The organism is Thermodesulfomicrobium sp. WS (genome assembly GCF_027925145.1).
Classification (GTDB): Bacteria; Desulfobacterota; Desulfovibrionia; order Desulfovibrionales; family Desulfomicrobiaceae; genus Thermodesulfomicrobium.
Genome location: NZ_AP027130.1, coordinates 1733973 through 1753416, shown reverse-complemented (window position 1 = coordinate 1753416; position 19444 = coordinate 1733973). Strand labels below are relative to the sequence as shown.

Sequence of the window (19444 nt, the reverse complement as noted above, 5' to 3'; positions counted from 1 at the left end):
GTTGCGATGCGGTCATTGCTGTGAGATACCCTCCTCACCGTAGTTTGGCGTTCCAACTCGTAAAAGACGATGCAAGGAGAAGTCGCGCCGAATGCCGAACTGAGGCTGAAAGGAGACCGACCATGCAGACCGTTCCACCATCCGTGCTCAAGATCATCAGCATCGGGTTTCTGATTGTGGGCAACCTGATCGGCGCCGGTATCCTAGCGCTGCCGATCAACACCGGACTGGCCGGATTCGTGCCGTCGCTGATCGGGCTGTTTGTCACCAGTGCCGCCATGTACTATTCGGCAGTGATCCTGGGGGGTGAGGCGGCCCGGCGCCAGGAAGAGACCTTCAACTACCCCTCCCTGTACCAGACCTATCTGGGGACTGCGGGCAAATGGGTCGCCGTGGCGGCCAACTTGGTGATCCTCTACGGGCTCTTGACCGCCTATCTGACCGGTATCACTACTATCATCACCAGACTGCTCGCCATCCAGGTGTCACCGAGCTGGCTGATGCTGGGGTTCTTTGCCATAACCGCGCTGATCTCGCTGGCCTCGGTGGACACCATCATGAAGTACATCTCGCTTTTGGTGGTGATCAAGTGCGCCGCTTTTGTGGTGATCGCCGGTATGGCCGGTATCCATGTCAGGGCAGAAAACCTGGCCCATACCAACTGGTCGCTGTTTGTCTGCGGCATCCCGATCCTGGTGACCGCCTTCCATTTCCACAACATCATCCCGGCGATCTGCCGCAGTCTTCAATGGGATCAGCGGGTGATCAACCGCACCATGCTGGTGGGAATGGTGATGGGGTTTCTGATGAACGGCACCTGGCTTTTGGTGGGGATCGGCGTGCTGCCGCTGGATACCAGCCCCATTGGCCTGATCAACGCCTTTCAGAAAAACCTGCCGGCCACGGTCCCCCTGGCCGAGGCGATCCACTCATCAACCTTCCTCCTGCTGGCCGGATGTTTTGCCGTGGCTGCCATTACCACCGCCTATCTGAGCAACGGTATGGGGCTCATCGGGTTCATGGACGACCTGATCAGCCACCACTTGGGCCGGGTCAACCCGCTTTTGAGCCGGGCCTTCTCCTTTGGCCCGCCGCTGTTGATCGCCCTGGTCTACCCAGACATCTTTTTGAAGGCGATAGACATTGCCGGCGGCTTTGGCATTGTCACCCTGTTCGGAATCCTGCCCTGCATCATCGCCCTGCGCAACGCCCGGACGCCACGGCAAAAAAAGCTGGGTATCGCCATGCTGCTGTTGTTTTGCCTGTTTTTCCTGCTGGAGGCGGGGCAGGAGCTGGGCATGCTGGATATCTCGGCCGAGATAGAACACTGGAAATAAGGAAGCAGGAGGTGCATTGCTGGGCATCGTTCCGAGATGCTCAATGCGATTTCCCTGGCTGAGCATTTTACAATAGATTTGTATGTTGTATTTTGTCTCTTAATGTCTGATGCATGGTCTGCGCTGAACACGACTTCAACTATTCATGGAGGTGTGCTGTATGGACATTTTCATGCAGGCGGCGTTTGATGAAGCAAAACAGGGTTACGATGAAGGTGGAATTCCGATCGGGGCGGTGCTGGTCCATAAAGGCCGGATCATCGGCCGGGGGCACAACCGGCGGGTGCAAAAGGGGAGTGCCATCCTGCACGGCGAGATGGATGCCCTGGAAAATGCCGGGCGGCAGCCAGCGCAGGTGTATCGCGAATCGGTACTGTACACCACCCTGTCACCCTGCCCGATGTGCAGCGGCGCGATTCTCCTCTACGGTATCCCCAAGGTAATCATCGGCGAGAACCGCACCTTTATGGGCGAAGAAGAGCTGCTCCGTTCGCGGGGCGTCGAGGTTCAGGTGCTGCAGGATAGCCGTTGCATCGAGCTGATGGAGCGATTTATTGCCGAAAACCCGGAGCTTTGGAACGAGGACGTCGGGGTCTGAAGCCCTGCAGGTGTCTACTGGCATTGGTACAGAGGGGAGAGCCCCAAGGCAACGGCATCGCGGAGCGGTTCGTTCGGACCTTGCAGGAGAACCTGCTCTGGATTCGGCGGTTCGACACGGTGAAGGCCGCCTCGCCCTCTTGGAGTTCCAGGACACGTACAACCGGGAATGGATCATTGGACGCCACGGCTCCAAGACTCCGTCAGCGGTGCGGGCCATCCAGAAACAGGCCGCAAACGTGGCGGAAAAACGTGTCCAAAAAACCGTAGACCGATACACATCCCGGCAGAACCCCGGCGGCGCGTCTGAGGATATCCTGCGCCGTCGGACAGTGGCCCATCATAGGGCGCGCCTTCCGTTGAGCGAGCGGTGTCAAGTATTGCCTGAAATGGCGGGATGCCCCCATCCGCGGGTTGCCCCAGGGTTATCCCCAGCGGAGATCTTGGAGAAAAGATTGAATCAAGTCGTTGAGTTGCAAGGAAAAAATGGCGGAGAGGGTGGGATTTGAACCCACGTACGGAGTATGAGTCCGTAACTCGATTTCGAGTCGAGCGCGTTACGACCGGGCTTCGCTACCTCTCCGCAGGGATCGGCGGGATTCAAAGAACGCAGTGAGCAGTGCGCTGCAGGGCTGGGCGAGCACGCCTTCGCGCACCCAGAAGTGGTGGTTGCTCCACGAGACGTCGGCGCTGTGCATGCGGCTTCCCAGGCAGCCTGCCTTGGGGTCTCGGGCGGCGAACACCACTCCGGCCAGCCGGGCGTGAATGATGGCGCCCAGGCACATCAAACACGGCTCCAAAGTGACGACGAGCACACATCCCGGAAGGCGGAAATTGCCTTCCCGCGCCGCGGCCTGGCGCAGGGCCAGGATCTCCGCGTGGGCCGTGGGATCGTGCTGGGTGATGACCCGATTGCCGGCATGGGCGAGGATCTTTCCCTCACGCACCACCACCGCACCCACCGGCACTTCCCCGAGTCGCTCGGCCTCTTGGGCTTCCTTGAGGGCTTCTGCCATGAAGGGTTCCCAAGGGTCGGTGCCGTGCAACGGGAAGGAGTCCATACGGGGGTGGGCTCTGGTTGTCAACGTGTACGCAGATACTCGATGCCCCGGGCGAAGATTTCCAGCCCCAGACGCGGGCGTTCGCCCCGAGTCCAGCGCGGATGGTTGGTGAAGTGGTTGAAGGCCTCGGGGTGGGGCATGAGGCCGAAGATGCGGCCGGTGGGGTCCGTGAGGCCGGCAATGCCCATGGGCGAGCCGTTGGGGTTGGCCGGGTAGTCCTGGGTGGGCAGGCCGGTGGCGGGGTCGCAGTAGGCCACCGGGGCGAGGTGATCCGCTTGGATGCGGGAGAGGATTTCCGGGCTGGCGGCGATGAGTTTGCCCTCGCCGTGGCGCACGGGCATCTCCAGAATGCCTTCGAGCCCTTGGGTGAAGACGCACGGCGAGGCCGGATCGATCCGCAAGCTGACCCAGCGGTCCTCGAAGCGGGCGGAATCGTTGTGGCCCAGGGAGACCTGGCGCACGAAGCGCTGACCGTCCAGGCCCGGCAAGAGTCCCAGCTTCACGAGCAGCTGGAAGCCGTTGCAGATGCCGAGGATGATGCCGCCGTTGTCCAGGAAAGCGGCGAGGTCGTCCACCAGACTCTGGCCGCTGTGGGTGCGGGCATGGCGCCAGCGCACGGCCGCGGCTTGGGCGGCGCCCAGATCGTCGCCATCGAGAAACCCGCCCGGCAGGATGAGGAATTGAAAGTCCGTCAGCCGCACCCGTTCGGCCAAGAGGTCGAAGAAAAAGGCGATGGTGACCGCATCGGCGCCGGCCTTTTGGGCGGCGTAGGCGCATTCCTGTTCGCAATTGGTCCCGTATCCCGTGACCACAAGGGCGTGTACCCGCATGTCGTTCTCCCTGAAGTTTGGCTTTTCCTAGTCGGTGGACGCCGTGGAGGCAAGGGGCGGCTCCTGGGCGCAGGTCAAGGGCTGCAGCGCCGGCTCGAAAGGTCCGAAGCTTCCGTGCTCGGCCACCAGGGTGAAAAAGGTCACCCGGTCGTAGCGCCAGATGCGCGACTCCTGAACGCCGAAGCGGGCGTAGTAGTCCGCCTTGGCAAAGGGCTGGTTGGATTCGGTAAGGTCGTACACCGCCTCGTCCACTTCCGCCCAGGCGTGGACCACGTATCCCGGGCCGCCGGGGATCCAGGCGTGGACCACAGTGGCGGTCTCGCATTCACTGGCCACTTCCAGGGCAGCGGCGAAGCTTTGCTCGCGAAATTCCATGGTCACTCTTCTCCTTGGTGCTGGCGCAGGGCCGCCAGGGCTGCGCCGATGGCGTTTCCCGAGGCCGCATGCGCGGGGATGATGAGTTCCGTGCCCAGGGCCTTGGCCACGGGAGGCAAAAGATAGGGGGCCGCCGCACCCATGCCCACCAGAGGAAGGCGCAGGCGTACGCTGAGCTCCAGGTAGGGCCCGGCGTGGGTGTTCAGGGCCGCAGCCAGGGCCGGGCCGCCGTGGCGCATGCCCAGCGCGTGGACGATGGCCTGCGTGATGCGCGATGCGGCGGTATCGAGGATGCGCTGCGCGAGTTTCGATGCCTTTAGACCCTGGGCCTGGGCCAGGATATCCACGCCGGCTTGCGCGAGCCCGCGGTCCCAGAGATCCAGGGTGCCCTGGGCGTGGAGGCAGTCCGTGGGGGTAAGCCCGGTGATGACCACCAGCCCCTGGGCCTCCAGCCAGGCGAGGGCGGCCTCCAGTCGTGCCTCCGGCACATCGAGGCCGCGGCGAAGTTCCCCCCAGGTGGCCGGCCCCCGCGCCAAAAGCCAGCGCCAGACGGCCGTCCCGGTGGCCGCCTTGGCAGTGGTGGGGGCTTGGGCGAGTTGGTGGTCGGAACGGGGCAGGACGAGCAGCCGTCCGGGGCCGGGGCCCAGCCAGGTGCGCGGATGTGGCAGGGAGAGGTTCAAGGCAGGTACGCGGCACAGGGGCGTCACCCGCTGGGGGCCGATGGCGAGGGTCTCTCCGCATACTTCCACCAGGCTGTCGCCGCCCACGCCGACGGTGTCGGTGTCCACTGCCGGTACATGGGTGGAGAGTCCGGCCATGGTGAGCCCCTGGGGGGCGATGACCGGACGGCCTTCGGCGACGAGGGCAATATCCGTGGTGGTGCCGCCCACGTCCACGACCACGGCATCGCGGTGCATTGCCGCTCCCCACAAGGCCGTGGCCGCAGGCCCGCTGGCCGCGGTGTGGGCTGCGTGGCGCCTTGCCTCGGCAAGGTCCATGGCCGTGGCGTCGCCGCGTACCAAAAAGACCCGGCCGCCTTGGCGGGGAAGCACGCGCTCCATGCGCGCCACAAAGCCTTCCATGATGGGCAGAAGCTGGGCATTGGCCAGGGCGGTGGCGGCGCGCTCCTTGAGCCCCGGCCGGCCGCTTGCCTGGTGGGAGCAGAACACCGGCTTGGGGTCCACCAGGGCGATGGCCCGGGCCGCCACTTCCTCGTGGCTGGGGTCGGCAAAGGAGAGCAGGGCCGCCACCGCGTAGGCGTCCACGTGGCCGCGCATGGCGGTGACGCCTTCGAGCAGCACCTCAAGGCCCAAGGGTTCGTGCTCGATGCCGCGGGCCTTGTGGCCGCCGGGCACGTGGCAGACCAAGGCTGCAGGCAGCCGCAGGGCCTTGGGCGCGCCGATGACGATCAGTCCTACCTCCGCGCCGCGGCCTTCCACCAAGGCGTTGGTGGCCAAGGTGGTGGACAGGGCGATGGTAAGCTCCGCCTGGGGATCCGGCAGCGCGGCCCGCACCGTCTCGAGGGCCGCGAGGATGGAGGTCTCCACCGCCGCACGCCGGGTGGGCACCTTGGCGGTGGCGCACACACGGCCGTTTGCATCCACCAGGGCGGCGTCGGTGGAGGTGCCGCCGGTATCGATGCCGATGATGTGTGTCATGGGCGGCCTCTCTACGGCGCAAGCCCATGGCCGTAAAGGGGCGCCCATCTCCTTTGGGGCAGAGGCTTGGAAAAATCGGCGCACGGTTGATACGGGAGGGAATTTGTGGAAATCGATCCCCAAGGCATGGGGGAAAGCCAGAGGGCAATGAGCGGCCATCACCGGATCTGGGGCCGCCCAAAGGGAGGGGGTATGGAAGAACAGCTTGGAGATCCCGTCATCTATTGGTTGGATGCCCAGGATCGTATCGTCCAGGTCAACGACGTCTGGGATCAGTTTGCCCGGGCCAATGGCGGAGACGGCATGCTGGCCGCAGCCGTGCAGGGGCAGCCGCTGTGGCGCTTCGTCAGCGGGGACCCCACGCGCATGTGGTTGGATGCCATCGTCAACGTGGTGCGCATAACGAGGAAACCGCAAGAGCGGCCCTATCGCTGCGATTGCCCACAGTACAAGCGCTTTATGCGCATGCGCGTCATCCCCGAGCCCAGCGGGCTGCTGGTGCGGGTGGAGCACCACATCCTCGCCCTGGAGCCCCGAGAGCCCGTGCAGTTCGAGTTTGGGCGGGGCCAGGGGATGGCGATGCCTCGGTGCAGCGTGTGTTGCCGGGTGCAGCAGCACGGGCAATGGGTGGATCCGGATCCTGGCACTCCTGGCCAGTACCGGGTCTTCTACACGGTTTGTCCCCAATGCCGCGAGGGGGGGATTCATGCCGCAGTCACCCCGCCGCGCACATAGACCAGCGCCGTGCGGGTGCTGTTTGCCTTCTGCAGTGGCTGGAATTGGCCATCTGCCGGTATCAATGCAGGCGGTGAGGACCTCTGAACGGGCGGCGCTCCCATCCCGGCATGGGCCTGAGGGGCAGCCCCCCGTGGGGGCCTATTTGTCTTCCGCAGGAGGAGTCGGCGCGTCGGGGGCGTCGCCACTGAACAGTTTGGCGCGGCGGTAGCGGAAGGTGTCTCGGGTGAGCTGCAGCAGGCGGGCGGCTTGGGATTCGTTGCCCTGGGTGCGGGCCAGGGCCTGGGAGAGATAGTGGCGCTCCACCTGGGCAAGCAACCGGGGCAGATCCAACCCCTCAGGCGGCAGCGGCGGCAGGGTGGTTGCCGGCTGCCGGGAGGGTGCTTCGAGCCCCAGGTCCTCGGGGGTGATTTGGGGCCCGCGGGCCAGCAGCGCGGCACGCTCCATGAGGTTTTTGAGTTCGCGCACGTTGCCGGGCCAGGAGTGGGCAAGCAGGCAGGCTTCGGCCTCCGGGGTCAGTCCGGTGAGTTCTCTGCCGAACTTGGTGGCGAATTCGTGGAGAAAGGCCCGGGCCATGGGGAGGATGTCTCCTTGGCGCTCCGCCAGGGAGGGCACGCGGATGCGCACCACTGCCAGGCGGAAGAAGAGGTCCTGGCGGAAGGTGCCTTGGGCGACGCATTCTTCGAGGTTACGGTTGGTGGCGGCGATGATGCGGGTTTGCACCGTGCGCGGCCGCGTGGCGCCCACGGGGTAGAATTCGCCGCTTTGCACGAAGCGCAGGAGCTTGGCCTGGACCTCCAGGGGCAGTTCTCCCACTTCGTCGAGAAACAGGGTGCCGCCGTCGGCCGTGGCCACGAGTCCGGTCTTGCCGCGGCGTTCCGCCCCGCTGAAGGCGCCGGGCGCGTAGCCGAAGAGTTCGCTTTCCACCAGATCCCGCGGGATGGCCGCGCAGTTGAGGCTCACCAGCGGGCCGCGGAACAGCGGGCTGCGCAGGTGGATGGCGCTGGCGAGGAGTTCTTTGCCCGTGCCGGTCTCGCCCTCTACGAGCACCGGGGTGTCCGGGCTTTGGGCCACGCGGCCCACCAGGTCCATGACTGCGGTGATGGCGTCGCTTTCGGCGATGAAAAAGGGCATGTGTTCGCGCAGTGCCCGTTCTTGGAGCAGCCGCGTTTCTTTGCCCAGGCGCAGGAAACTGGCGGTGCGGCCAAGCACGGCCGAAAGGGCCTCCAGGCGTACCGGTTTGACCAGATAGTCCACGGCCCCGGCCTTCATGGCGCAGATGGCGGTGCGCACGTCTTCGTAAGCCGTGATGACGATGATGGCCGCGTGTGGGGCCAATGCCCGCAGCTTGGGCATGATCTCCAAACCGCTTTGGTCCGGCAGCCCAATGTCGAGGAGCACGATGTCCGGGGGCTCCTGGTGGGCGAGTTCCAGGCCCTGGCCGGCCGTAGCCGCGGTGGCTACCTGGTAGTCCCGGCCCAGGGTCAGGGCGAGACTGTCGCGGATGGACTCTTCATCGTCGATGATCAGGATACTGAGGTGCATGGAGGACATCCGTGAGGGGGAATGGGCGTGCGAGGGGAGGAAGTCGGAAGTTCCACGAGGAAGGCCGCGCCGCCCAGGGGACTGTCGGTGACCTGGACTGCGCCGCCGTGGTCCGCCAGGATGCGCTGCACGATGGAGAGCCCGATGCCGGTGCCGTCCACGGCGGTGGTGTAGAAGGGGTCGAAGATGCGCTCCCTGTCTTGGGCGGGCACCCCGGGACCGCTGTCTTCCACGCTGAGGCGGGCGTGGGCGGCGTCCTTTTCCACCGTGATGCGCAGGCGTGGGCGTCGGTTGGGGACCACTCGGGCCGCCCGGGCAGCGTTGTCGGCGAGGTTGACCACCAATTGTTCGAGCAGGGTGGGGTCGCCCCGCACCCAGACAGGATCGGGGGGAAGCTCGGTCTGGAGCTCGACCCCGTGCTTGCGCAGCGTGGTGGCCATGAGCCCCACCGCCTCGGTGACGGGATTGCGCAGGTCGAGGTGCTGGAAATGGGGCGTCGAAGGCTTGGAGAAGTCGAGGACCCGGCGGATGACCGCCTCGATCTTGCCGGCAGCGGCGCCCAGTTTGGCGGTGAGGGAGCCAAGCGTGCGCGCCGTCTCTTCGGGAAGCTCCTGCGCCATGGCCTCCAGGGCATAGAGGTAGCCGAGGATGCCGGAGAGGGGGTTTCGGATCTCATGGGCCAGCCCTGCGGCCATGCGGCCGAGGGAGGTGATCTTGTCCAAAAGCAGCACTTGGCGGCTGAGCCGCCGGGTCTCGGTGACGTCGGCCAGGAAGATGGCCAGGCGTCCGCGGGTGCTGTCCTGGGGGCGCGCCAAAGTGACGCGGATGTCGTAGTCTCGGGGAGGGCCGGTTTGGCTCACGCTTTGGACTTCGCCGGTGGCGAGCGCCGTGGCCATGGCCATGTGGCAGGTGGCGGCCAAGGCTTCGTCGAGCACGTCCGCAAGACGCATGCCCAGGAGCGACTCGCGGTTGCCGCCGATGCGCTGGGCCGCGGCGTCGTTGATCTCGAGGATGACCCCATCTTCGTCCACCAGGAACAGGGACTCGGAGGGGGCGTCGAGCAAGGCCCGGGCCTTGGCCTCGCGGTCGCGCAGCAGGGCCTCGGTCTGGCGGCGCTGCTCGATTTCGAAGGCCAGGTCCCGGGTGCGGCGCTCCACTTCGATGGTGAGCCCGGCCTGGGCCTTGCGCAGGGCGTTTTCCGCCTGGATGCGCTCGGCCACCTCCCGCTCCAGCTCGGCGTTGGCCTCGCGCAGGTGGCGGGTGCGTTCGGCCACCGCCAGCTCCAGGTGGGCGGCGTGGCGCTCCAGGGCCGCCTGGGAGGCGCGGCGCAGGCGCAAGGCCAGCATGGACAGGGCGAGCATGGCGCACAAAAGCGCCACCCCGAGGGCGGCGGCCCAGGTCCATTCCTTGGGGATGCTGTAGAACCGAGGCGGCGCAAAGAGGATGCGGGAATCGGGGGGAAGCTTGGCGTGCGGGATGCCGAAGCGGAGCAGTTGGCGGTCGTCGAACATGGGCACCGTGGGGGTCTTTTCCACCACCGGCGGCAGGGTGCCGGTGCCAAGGACCTCTGCTGCCATGGTCCCGGCGGCGTGGCCGTGGGCGTAGGCCTCGATCATGACCCCGCCAAGGCAGCCGCTGCCCAGCTCGAAGTCCCAGAAGCCGTAGATGGGGACCTGGGCGTACTGGGCGAGAAAACGGTTTTTGTCTCGGTAATCGAGGAGGATGCCCTCTTCATTGCGCAGCACGCCGTGTACCAGGATCACCTGGCCTGCGCTGAGAGTGGGCAGGCGCTGGCGCAAGGTGGCGGCGTCCAGGTTGTTCCAGAAGGTGAAGGTGACGGGTGCAAATTGGGGGGCAGTGGCGCGCAGTTCCCGGTCCGTGATGTCGTCCGGGGAGACCAGGTCACCGCCGATGACGACAAATTCCCGGGTATCGGGATGCAGACGCAAGGCCAGGCGGATGGTCTCGGCCAGGGCCGGGGTTTCCGTGAGGCCCGTGACGCGGGCAAAGCCAGCGAGCATGCCGGGCGTAAAACCATTGACTCCGCAAAAGACCACCGCGGCCTGCGGAAAGTGCGGGGCCAATTCGGTGCGCACGAAGTCCAAGGCCACATTGTCGCAGGCCAGGATGAGGTCGAAGCGCTGGCCATGGAGCTTGGCGCGTAAGAGTTCGGCCAGGCGGGCAAGGTATTCGGGGCTGGGGTTGCGTTTGGTGTCGAGGTATTCCACCCACAAGAGGGCATCGGGGAGTTTTTCGCGAAAGGCATCGAGGATGCCGCGGGTGAGCTCGTCGGTCCAGGTGAGCCCGGGATGGTAGGACTGGAGCACGAGCACGCTGGGACGCGCCCCGTGCGCCGCGGCGGCGGAGGTGAGCAGCATGAGGAGGACGAAGAACCGGAAAAACCGTGCCATGGGCGGAGACGTACGGACTTTGGCCGCAGGCTTCAAGGCCGGGGCATTGACCTGGTGGGCGAAGGAGGTACGACGGCGGAGGCATCGTTGGCGCAAACCGTCGGACACGGAAGGAGGAATCATGGCTCCAACATGGGCAGTTGCCTTGGGCGGCGGGGCGGCCCGGGGGTGGGTGCATATCGGTGTGCTGCAGGCCCTTGCCGAGGCGGGCCTGGCGCCGCAGGTGGTGTGTGGCACCTCCATCGGGGCGGTGGTGGGCGCGGCGTACGCAAGCGGCAACCTGGAACGCTTGACCGCGTGGGTGACGTCGTTGACCAAGCTGGAGGTGGCGCGGTTCTTCGAGCTGGATTTTTCCTTGCGCGGCGTGGTGGACACAGACCGGCTGCGGCGTTTTCTCGCCCAGCACGTCGCCCCGGAGCACCTGGATATCGCCGATCTTCCGGTGCGTTTCGCCACCGTGGCCACGGACATGGAGAGCGGGCGGGAAATCTGGCTCAAAAAAGGCGGCGTGCTGGATGCCGTTTGGGCGTCCATCGCCCTGCCCGGGCTTTTCCCGGCCATTCGCCACCGCGGCCGGTGGCTGGTGGACGGCGGGCTGGTGAATCCGGTGCCGGTGTCCGTATGCCGCGCCCTGGGGGCGGAGGTGGTCTTGGCCGTGAACCTCAACGCCGACATCGTGGGCAAACACCTTCGCCGCCGCAAGGCGGAGTCCGGCAAAAACGGTCGCTTTCCGGCGTGGATCACCGAGTACGCCAAAAGCGTCTTTCCCGGCATGGCCGCGGACGACCCGCCGAGCCTTTTCGAGGCCGTGGCCGCCAGCGTCAACATCATCCAGGACCGCATCACCCGCAGCCGCATGGCGGGAGACCCGCCGGAAGTCCTGCTCGCCCCCAGGCTTGGACACTTGGGACTTTTGGAGTTCCACCGCGCCTCCGAGGCCATTGCCGAGGGGCGGCGCGTGGCGCAGCAGGCCATCGAGGAGCTCCAGCGCATCCTTGCCGCAGACCCACAGTAACCTTCATCAGGCCCAGGTTGGTGTTTGACAATCCGTGGGGGCGTGCGGTAGCGCGGGTCATCTTTTGACCATTGGTCATTTTTTGACGAGGTGTCATGGCTCGCAGGCAGCAGGAAAAATCCGCCCAGACCCAGCAGGAGCTTTTGGAGGCCGCACAGCGGCTCTTTGTGGAGAAGGGCTATCTCGCTACCACGGTGCAGGAGATCACCGAGGCCGCAGGCTATGCCAAGGGCAATTTCTACCGCTACTGGCCGAGCAAGGACGAGCTCATGCTGGAGATCATCGCCAGCAAGATGCGGCAGTACCGCGCCATGCGCGACGCGCGGGTGCGCGAGGCCCGCAGCCTTGCCGAGGTGATGGACGGCGTGCTCGATTTCCTTGCCCGCATCCACCAGGATCGCGGCTGGTCTTTGGTGTTTTTGGAGTTCACCATCTATGCGGCGCGCAAGCCCGAGCTGCGTGCCCGCCTCTCGGAGGCGCACTATCGCCTTTCCAACGAGATCTTTGCCGCGCTCGTGGGCCCGTTTCTGCCGCCGGGCTGTGACGGTCAGGCCATGGGCGCCCTCAACACGGCGTTGTTCGAAGGTTTTGTGATCCATGAGCTCATGGGCACCGGCGTGCTCCATTGGGAGGATTTTTGTCGGGTCGCCCGGAAGTTGGCCTTGGAATGTGCGGCGTCCCGCACCCTTTGCCCGGAGGCAGAGGCTTCCCCAAACCGTCCGGTCATGGGGCCGGACGCTGTTTTTTCGGAGGAATCATGATGGCGCGGATCGTTTTTTTCCTGCTGGCGGTAAGTGCCGCAGCTTCGGCGTGGGCGCAGCCCATCCGGTTGACCTACAGCAACTTCTTTCCCCCCACCCATGTGCAGTCCAAGCTGGCGGAAGAGTGGTGTCAGGAAGTGGCGCGACGCACCGGCGGCGCCGTAGTCATCGACTACTACCCCGGCGGCACGCTGACCAAGCCGCAAAACGCCTATGACGGCGTGGTGGAAGGGATTTCGGATATCGCCATGTCCGCGTTCGCCTATACCAAGGGGCGTTTCCCGTTGCTCTCGGGGCTGGATTTGCCCTTGGGCTACCCCTCCGGGGCCTTGGCCACCCGCGTCGCCAATGAGGCCTTGGCGCGCTTTGCCCCCAAGGAAGTGGAGGCCGTGCATATGCTCTACGTGCACGCCCATGGACCGGGGATCCTCCACACTGCGGGTAAACCCGTGACCCGCTTGGAGGACGTCTCCGGCCTCAAGATCCGCGCCACAGGATCCAGTGCCGCCGTGGTGGCGGCCTTGGGTGCAAGCCCGGTGGCCATGCCCATGAACGACGCCTACCAGGCCCTGCAAAAGCGGGTGGTGGATGGGAGCATGTATCCTGTGGAGACCAACAAGGGCTGGAAGATGGCCGAGGTGGTGGACTTCATGATCGACACCCGGGCCACGGCCTACACCACGGTCTTTTTCGTGGCCATGAACAAGGCCGCCTGGGAGCGCATCCCTGCCGAGCACCAGCGCACCATCACCGCCCTCTGCCAGGAATGGGCCGCCAAGCATGGCGCGGCCTGGGACGAAAGCGACCGCGAAGGCCGGGAATTCTTTTTGGAAAAAGGCAAAAAGATCATCACCCTGAGCACGGAAGAAGAAGGGCGGTGGCGGGCGGCCATGGAGCCGGTGCTTGCCCAGTATATCGAGGCCTGTCAGAAGGCGGGCCTCGACGGCGCAGGGCTGGTTTCCTTCGTCAAGGAGCGGCTCCGCTAACCCGGCACGCTTGGTGGTCTGCGTGCTGGCGAGGGCGGACAAACCCATGCGGCAGGGGAGGTCCTCTGCCGCATGCGCTTGGGGAGAATGCAAGTCAATGCAGCGAGTGCAGGAGATGGTGATACGCCTGACCCGCGCTGTGGCCACGGCCGCGGTGCTCCTGATGATGGCCGTCACCGTGGTGAGTGTGGTGGGGCGGCTTGCAGGGGTGCCGCTCTTTGGCGCGGAAGAGATGGTGGCCTTTCTGTGCGTGGCCGTGGTGGCGGCGAGTCTCCCCTATTGCCAGGAGCACCGGGCCCACATCGGCGTGGAGCTCGTGGTACGGCGCCTGCCGCCGCGCTGGCAGCGGCGCCTGAAATTTGTCCGTGATCTCGGTTCGTTGGGACTCTGGCTGGTCATGGCCTGGGCGGTGGGCGCCTATGCCGTGACCAAATGGCGTTCGAGCGAGGTCTCGCTCAACCTGGGCTGGCCGGAAGGCGCTGTGGTGGGGCTGCTTGCCGCAGGTCTGGCGCTGACCGCGCTCCTCATGGCTTTCGAGTTCATCGCCTGGCTGCGCCGGAGGGACGCATGAGCCCGGCATGGACGGGATGTGTGGGCATCGTGGTGATGCTTGTGCTCTTTGCCACGCGTATGCCCGTGGCCTTTGCCATGACTGTGGTGGGGACCGCAGGCTTTGCGGTGCTCATCTCGCCCTCGGCAAGCCTCGGCATGCTTGCCCGCAGCCTCTACACGACCTTTGCTTCGTACGATCTCTCCACGGTGCCGCTTTTCGTGCTCATGGGGCAACTGGCCTTCAACGCCGGGATCAGCCGGCGTCTTTTTGCCTGCGCCTACCGCTTTTTGGGACACGTGCACGGCGGACTGGCCATGGCCACGGTGGTCTCCTGCACCGCTTTTGGCGCGGTGTGCGGATCGAGTCCGGCCACGGCGGCCACCATGGCCACGGTGGCCTTCCCGGAGATGAAGCGCTTCGGCTACCGCAACCGTCTGGCCGCCGGTGCGGTGGCTGCCGGCGGCGGGCTCGGCATGATCATGCCGCCGAGCGTGGTCCTGATCGTCTACGGCGTGCTCACCCAGCAGTCCATCGGCGCGCTCTTCGTGGCCGGGATCTTGCCGGCCATACTCATTACCCTGCTTTTCCTCGTGGCCATCGCTTGGGTGTGCTGGCGCGACCCTTCCTTGGGCCCGCCTGGAGAGCGCTCTTCTTGGGCCGAGCGGCTGCGCTCCCTCGGGGGGCTCGTGGACATCGTGGTGGTCTTTGGCGTGGTCATGACCGGGCTTTTCCGCGGCTGGTTCACGCCCACCGAGGCTGCGGCCGTAGGGGCCTTTGCGGTGCTCGTGCTCGGGGTGCTCCAGCGTCAGCTCACCGTGGCCTTGATCCTCAAATCCGTGCACGAAACCCTGCGCACCTCCACCATGGTGCTCTTTTTGGTGGCCGGCGCCACGGTGTTCGGCAAGTTTTTGGCCGTCACCCGCATTCCTTTCGATGTGGCGGGCTGGATTGGCGGCCTTGCCCTGCCGCCGGTGCTGATCCTTGCGGTCATCGTGGCGGTGTATTTCGTGGGCGGCTGCTTCATGGACTCCCTTGCCCTGGTCATGCTCACCATCCCGGTGTTCTACCCCGTGGTCACGGGCTTGGGGTATGACCCCATCTGGTTTGGGGTGCTCATTGTCCTGGTGACTGAGATGGGGGTCATCACCCCGCCGGTGGGCATCAACGTGTACGTGGTCTATGGGGTCATCACCGGCATGCGCGAGCTCATCACCCTGGAGGCCATCTTTCGCGGCATCGTGCCGTTTTTGGTGGCGGTGCTGGTGGGGATCGTGCTCATCACCGTGTGGCCGGAAATCGTCTTGGTGCTTCCCCGATGGCTGCATCCATGACGCCGAAGCCTTGGAGCGATAGCCCTGCCGCCGCGCAGCCGTGGCTGGCGCAGCACCCGCTGGCCGCCTGGCTGGCCGTGGCAATGGTGGCGGTGACCTTGGCTTTTGGGGCGAACCTCTCCCGCGGGCTTTTGGAGACCACTGAAGGCCGCTACGTCCTGTGCGCCCAGGAGATGCTGCAAAGCGGCCAGTGGCTGGAGCCCACCTTGGATGGAAAGCCGCACTGGACCAAACCGCCGCTCACCTATTGGGTGCTGGCCGCGGGCATGGCTGCTGTGGGCCAGGTGGAGGAGGGCGCACGCCTGGCCCAGGCGGTGGTGTTTTTGGCCCTTGTGGGGGCCGTGGTGCTCCTTGCCCGTCAATGGGGGGATGCACGGTTGGCGTGGTGGGCGGTGGTGGTGACTTTGACCTCGCTCTTGCCGCTGCTTGGAGTCACCTTTGTTTCCACCGACTTACTGCTGACCCTGTGGGAGACCTTGGCTGTGGCCTGCTATCTGGGGAGCCTGCAGCGGCCCCGGCCGCGCATCTGGCTTGCCGGTATGGGGCTTTTCTGGGGCCTTGCCTTTCTCACCAAGGGGCCGCCGGCCCTGGTGCCGCTTGCGGCTATCCTCCCGTGGCATTGGTGGCGCCATCGCCATCGGCCTGTGGTCACTGCGGTTGGGCTCGGCCTTTTTGCGGTGGTGGGCCTTGGCTGGTACGTTGTCGAGGCCCTGCGGCATCCCGAGTTGGTCTCCTATTGGTTGGGGCAGGAAGTGGTGGCGCGCCTTACCTCGGACACTTTTCACCGCAACCCCCAGTGGTGGAAGCCTTTTGTCCTCTATCTGCCGCTTCTGGCCGCAGGACCGTTGCCGTGGATGCTGACGGCGCGTCTTCCCTTGCGGCAATGGTGGCAGCAGGGAGCGCGGCCCGGCCGGGATTTTTTGGCCTTATGGGTGCTCATCCCCCTCGGGATCTTCTTTGTGGCCAAGAGCCGCTTGCCGCTCTATGTCCTGCCCCTTTCCATCCCCCTGGTCGTGATGCTGGCCGGCCCCCTGACGCGCGCCCCGCTATCCGGGAGAACTGTGTCCGGGATGCTGGCAGGCGTGCTGGTCCTCGTCCTCGCCGGCCGTCTCGTGCTGACATACGTGCCGCTTACCCCCAACATGCGCCAGCTCTTCGGCGTCGTGCAGTCCTGTGCGCCCCAGAGGGTGCTCTTCGTAGAGGAAGACGAACTCTACGGCTTGCAGGCCTACGCCAATGCTGCCGGCATTCCGGTGCAGCGTGTTGCAGTCGATGCCCTGGGGCCGCTTGCTCCGGGCAGTGTGGCGGTGGTGGCGCGCAAGCGCGCCGCGGTGGTGCAGGCGCGCTTGCAGGCGGCGGACCTGCACACCGTGTCGTGGGCAGACTGGGTGGTCATGGCCGCTTCGAGCCGGCTCCAGGGCAACGAAGCGCGCTAGTGCCGCCAGAACTCGGGGACGAGGAGGACGAGGACCGTATAGATCTCCAGGCGTCCGAGAAGCATGCACAGCGAAAGCAGCCACTTGGCGGCCATGGGCAGGTGCGCGAAGTTTTCTGCCGGCCCCACGGTGCCAAGTCCTGGGCCGATGTTCCCCAAGGTGGCCGCCACGGCGGTAAAAGCCGTGGCCAGGTCCTGGCCCATGAGGGCGAGCACAAGGCTCGCGGCCACGAATACCAGCGCATAGAGGGTGAAAAATCCCCACACACTGGCCTGCACGTCAGCGGGCACGGGTTTGCCTCCGAGCTTGATCTGCACCACACTGCGCGGATGGATGAGGCGGAAGAGCTCGCGCAGACTCTGTTTGGCAAGGAGCATGAGGCGCATGGTCTTGATGCCGCCGCCGGTGCTGCCGGTGGAGGCGCCGAAAAACATGCAGAGGACGAGCAGGGCTTGGGAAAGGGGCGGCCAGGACTCGAAATCCGCGGTGGCGAATCCGGTGGTGGTGATGATGGAGACCACCTGAAATGCAGCGTAGCGCAGACTCTCCAAGAGGGAGGGGTACACGCTCCTCCAGATGTCCCAGGTGCATAGGGCGGTAAGCAGGGCGACGATACCCAGAAAGCAGCGGCATTCCGGGTCGCGCCACAGGGCCAGGGGGCGCCCCTGGATAGTCTGAAAGTACAGGGCGAAGTTGATCCCCGAGGCGAGCATGAAGATTGTGATCACGGTGTCGATGGCTGGGCTCGCGTAGTAGGCCACCGAGGTGTTCTTGGTGGAAAAGCCGCCCGTGGCCAGGGTGCCGAAGGTGTGGCACACGGCATCGAAGCCCCCCATGCCGCAGAGCATGAGGAGGAGGATTTCGATGCCACTCAAGGCAACGTACACTTTCCAGAGACTGGCGGCGGTGTCTCGGATGCGGGGCTGGAGTTTGTCCGGCACTGGGGAGGGCACTTCGGCCTTGTAGAGCTGCATGCCGCCGACCCCGAGAAAAGGGAGAATGGCGAGCGACAGCACGATGATCCCCATGCCGCCCAGCCAATGGGTGGTGCTGCGCCAAAGGAGCAGGCTGCGCGGCAGGGCCTCGATGTCGGTGAGGATGGACGAGCCCGTGGTGGTAAATCCGGACATGGATTCGAAATAGGCGTCCGTGAAGGAGAGCTGGGCGCCATACCACAGGGGAAAGGCCCCAAGGGCGGCAACGATCACCCAGCCCAGAGTGACGATGAGCATGCCTTCGCGGTGCGAGATGTTCGTGGGCCGTGCGGCGCGCCACGGGACAAAGAGTCCGCCGCCGCTGAGTGCGGCCACGGCCATGGCGGTGAAGAGGGCATGGGCGCCAGGATCGTCTTCCACAGCCCCGAGGACAGCGGCAGGGAGCATGGCCGCGCCCACACAGAGGATGAGCGCCCCCAAAATCCGGCAGACGATACTGAGGCGGATCATGCGTGATGCCCCGCTGGGCCAAAGGCCGCTTCCATGGCTGCGATCCGTTCCCGTCGGCACAGCACCACGGCGTGATCTCCAGGTCGGAGGATCGTATCTCCTTGGGGGATGATGGCTTCTTCCCCGCGCAGCACCGCGAGTACGAGGACGCCGCGAGGAAGCAGCAGGTGGCGCAGGGCCGTGGTGGTCACCGGCGCGCCGTCTTCCACCTCGATTTCCTGCACCTCCACGTCTTCGGTCTTGAGGGAGGAGAGGGAGAAGATCTTGCTGTGGCGCATGTGGCGTAGCACCGAATCGATGGCGGCAAGCCTCGGATTGACCACATGTCCCAGGCCGATGGCCTGGACAATGGGCATGTAGGCGAATTTACTGATGCGGGTGATGACCATGTCGGTGCCCAGGCGCCGGGCCAAAAGCGAGCACAGGATATTGGTCTCTTCGTCACCGGTAAGCGTCACCACCAGATCGAGCTCACCCACGTTTTCTTCCTGGAGGAGCTCCTGGTCCGTACCGTCGCCGTGGAGGATGACCGTGCGGTGCAGGACTGATGAAAGATATTCGCAGCGGGCGGGATCGCGCTCCACCAGGCGCACGTGCATGGCAGTGGGTTCCAGGCGTTGGGCCAGGCGCAGGCCGATGTCGCCGCCGCCCACGATGAGCGCCGATGCCGGAGGTTGGCTCCGGTAGCCGAAGGACTTCAAGGTGACGGCAAGGTCGGCATTCCGGCACACGAGGTAGACGAGGTCTCCGGGCTGGAGGGTGTCTTCTCCAGAGGGCACGATGAGGCGCTCCTCCCGAAAGATGGCCGCCACCACCAAGGGGGCGGTGGCAGGGCGCTGGCGCAGTTCGGCGAGGTTCTGTCCGGTGACCGCGGCCTCGGGCCGCAGCCGAAGGCCCACGACCTTGAGGCGGCCGCCGGCGAACTCCAGGACGTCTTCGGCGTCCGGCACGGCCATGAGGCGCTCGATGGCGCGCACGGCCTCTTCGTCCGGGTTGACCACGGTATCGAGCCCCAGGGTGCGCTGGAGAAAATCCGGCGCAAACGAGGTGTAGGTTTCGTTGCGGATGCGGGCGAGTTTGCGGATGCCCGGGGACAGACTGTGGGCGAACATGCAGGCGATGAGGTTGGTCTCGTCGCTGTCGGTGACCGCAAGCAGCACCTGGGATTCGCGCACGCCGGCGTGCATCAGCACGTGCGGGTCGCTGCCGGAACCTTCCATGGCCTGGACATCCAGGAGCTCCGTGCAGCGTTTGAGCGCCGCGGGGTTGGTGTCCACCACCACGACTTCTTTGTCTTCCTGGGCCAGGCGCTGGGCGGTCTGAAACCCGACCTCGCCGGCACCGACGATGAGGATACGCATGGACTTT

At 65.5% G+C, this 19444-nt stretch carries 17 protein-coding genes, 1 tRNA gene and 1 pseudogene; 10 read left to right on the top strand and 9 right to left on the bottom strand.

Annotated features, from left to right (window positions below; translation table 11 throughout):
* Positions 1 to 122: 122 nt before the first annotated feature.
* The 3 genes and pseudogenes from QMF81_RS08420 to QMF81_RS08410 all read left to right on the top strand — a co-directional run.
* Positions 123 to 1337, top strand: coding sequence for an aromatic amino acid transport family protein (locus QMF81_RS08420; RefSeq protein ID WP_281750363.1), 1215 nt, complete (start codon positions 123 to 125; stop codon positions 1335 to 1337).
* 160 nt (positions 1338 to 1497) lie between these two features.
* The gene (locus QMF81_RS08415) at positions 1498 to 1935 is read left to right on the top strand and encodes a nucleoside deaminase (RefSeq protein ID WP_281750362.1); all 438 of its coding nucleotides are present in this window, start codon (positions 1498 to 1500) and stop codon (positions 1933 to 1935) included.
* A gap of 41 nt (positions 1936 to 1976) precedes the next feature.
* Positions 1977 to 2158: pseudogene (locus QMF81_RS08410) on the top strand (IS3 family transposase); the annotation flags it as partial.
* 263 nt (positions 2159 to 2421) lie between these two features.
* Here the strand turns inward: QMF81_RS08410 and QMF81_RS08405 are convergent.
* The 5 genes from QMF81_RS08405 to QMF81_RS08385 form a co-directional block, all read right to left on the bottom strand.
* Positions 2422 to 2517 (bottom strand) — tRNA-Ser (locus QMF81_RS08405).
* Positions 2492 to 2950 carry a tRNA adenosine(34) deaminase TadA gene (gene tadA / locus QMF81_RS08400; RefSeq protein WP_281750361.1) on the bottom strand — a complete coding sequence of 153 codons (459 nt, stop codon included), beginning with the start codon at positions 2948 to 2950 and terminating at the stop codon, positions 2492 to 2494. Before tadA ends, QMF81_RS08405 begins: the two co-directional genes overlap by 26 nt.
* Positions 2951 to 3015: 65 nt before the next feature.
* A complete protein-coding gene (locus tag QMF81_RS08395) occupies positions 3016 to 3825 on the bottom strand; it encodes a phosphoribosylformylglycinamidine synthase subunit PurQ (protein ID WP_281750360.1) in 810 nt (269 codons plus the stop codon).
* Positions 3826 to 3852: 27 nt separating this feature from the next.
* The gene (locus QMF81_RS08390) at positions 3853 to 4200 is read right to left on the bottom strand and encodes a hypothetical protein (protein WP_281750359.1); all 348 of its coding nucleotides are present in this window, start codon (positions 4198 to 4200) and stop codon (positions 3853 to 3855) included.
* A 2-nt stretch (positions 4201 to 4202) separates the two neighbouring features.
* Entirely contained in the window at positions 4203 to 5858 is a 1656-nt protein-coding gene (locus QMF81_RS08385) for a hydantoinase/oxoprolinase family protein (RefSeq protein ID WP_281750358.1), read from the bottom strand.
* Positions 5859 to 6050: 192 nt separating this feature from the next.
* Here QMF81_RS08385 and QMF81_RS08380 point away from each other — a divergent pair, with 192 nt between their 5' ends.
* Positions 6051 to 6593, top strand: coding sequence for a hypothetical protein (locus tag QMF81_RS08380; RefSeq protein ID WP_281750357.1), 543 nt, complete (start codon positions 6051 to 6053; stop codon positions 6591 to 6593).
* Between the two features lie 141 nt (positions 6594 to 6734).
* Here QMF81_RS08380 and QMF81_RS08375 read toward each other — a convergent pair whose 3' ends face one another.
* Together QMF81_RS08375 and QMF81_RS08370 are read right to left on the bottom strand one after the other, a co-directional pair.
* On the bottom strand, positions 6735 to 8138 hold the full coding sequence (locus QMF81_RS08375; RefSeq protein ID WP_281750356.1) for a sigma-54 dependent transcriptional regulator: 1404 nt from the start codon (positions 8136 to 8138) through the stop codon (positions 6735 to 6737).
* Positions 8120 to 10672, bottom strand: a complete 2553-nt coding sequence (locus QMF81_RS08370) for an ATP-binding protein (protein WP_281750355.1) — start codon at positions 10670 to 10672, stop codon at positions 8120 to 8122. Before QMF81_RS08370 ends, QMF81_RS08375 begins: the two co-directional genes overlap by 19 nt.
* On the opposite strand from QMF81_RS08370, the gene QMF81_RS08365 reads away from it, so the two are divergent.
* The 6 genes from QMF81_RS08365 to QMF81_RS08340 all read left to right on the top strand — a co-directional run bounded on the left by QMF81_RS08365 (position 10671) and on the right by QMF81_RS08340 (position 16631).
* Positions 10671 to 11564, top strand: a complete 894-nt coding sequence (locus QMF81_RS08365) for a patatin-like phospholipase family protein (protein WP_281750354.1) — start codon at positions 10671 to 10673, stop codon at positions 11562 to 11564. The two genes, QMF81_RS08370 and QMF81_RS08365, sit on opposite strands and share 2 nt — an antisense overlap.
* Before the next feature lie 95 nt (positions 11565 to 11659).
* A complete protein-coding gene (locus QMF81_RS08360; protein ID WP_281750353.1) occupies positions 11660 to 12325 on the top strand; it encodes a TetR/AcrR family transcriptional regulator in 666 nt (221 codons plus the stop codon).
* Complete coding sequence (locus QMF81_RS08355) at positions 12322 to 13311, top strand: TRAP transporter substrate-binding protein (protein WP_281750352.1); 990 nt, start codon at positions 12322 to 12324, stop codon at positions 13309 to 13311. Before QMF81_RS08360 ends, QMF81_RS08355 begins: the two co-directional genes overlap by 4 nt.
* 97 nt (positions 13312 to 13408) lie before the next feature.
* A complete protein-coding gene (locus tag QMF81_RS08350) occupies positions 13409 to 13882 on the top strand; it encodes a TRAP transporter small permease (protein ID WP_281750351.1) in 474 nt (157 codons plus the stop codon).
* On the top strand, positions 13879 to 15195 hold the full coding sequence (locus QMF81_RS08345; protein ID WP_281750350.1) for a TRAP transporter large permease: 1317 nt from the start codon (positions 13879 to 13881) through the stop codon (positions 15193 to 15195). The genes QMF81_RS08350 and QMF81_RS08345 overlap by 4 nt, the downstream gene beginning before the upstream one ends.
* Entirely contained in the window at positions 15192 to 16631 is a 1440-nt protein-coding gene (locus QMF81_RS08340) for a glycosyltransferase family 39 protein (RefSeq protein WP_281750349.1), read from the top strand. The genes QMF81_RS08345 and QMF81_RS08340 overlap by 4 nt, the downstream gene beginning before the upstream one ends.
* Here the strand turns inward: QMF81_RS08340 and QMF81_RS08335 are convergent.
* Entirely contained in the window at positions 16628 to 18076 is a 1449-nt protein-coding gene (locus QMF81_RS08335) for a TrkH family potassium uptake protein (RefSeq protein WP_281750348.1), read from the bottom strand. The genes QMF81_RS08340 and QMF81_RS08335 overlap by 4 nt on opposite strands.
* Positions 18073 to 19437, bottom strand: coding sequence for a Trk system potassium transporter TrkA (gene trkA, locus QMF81_RS08330; protein ID WP_281750347.1), 1365 nt, complete (start codon positions 19435 to 19437; stop codon positions 18073 to 18075). Before trkA ends, QMF81_RS08335 begins: the two co-directional genes overlap by 4 nt.
* Between the last annotated feature and the right edge of the window lie 7 nt (positions 19438 to 19444).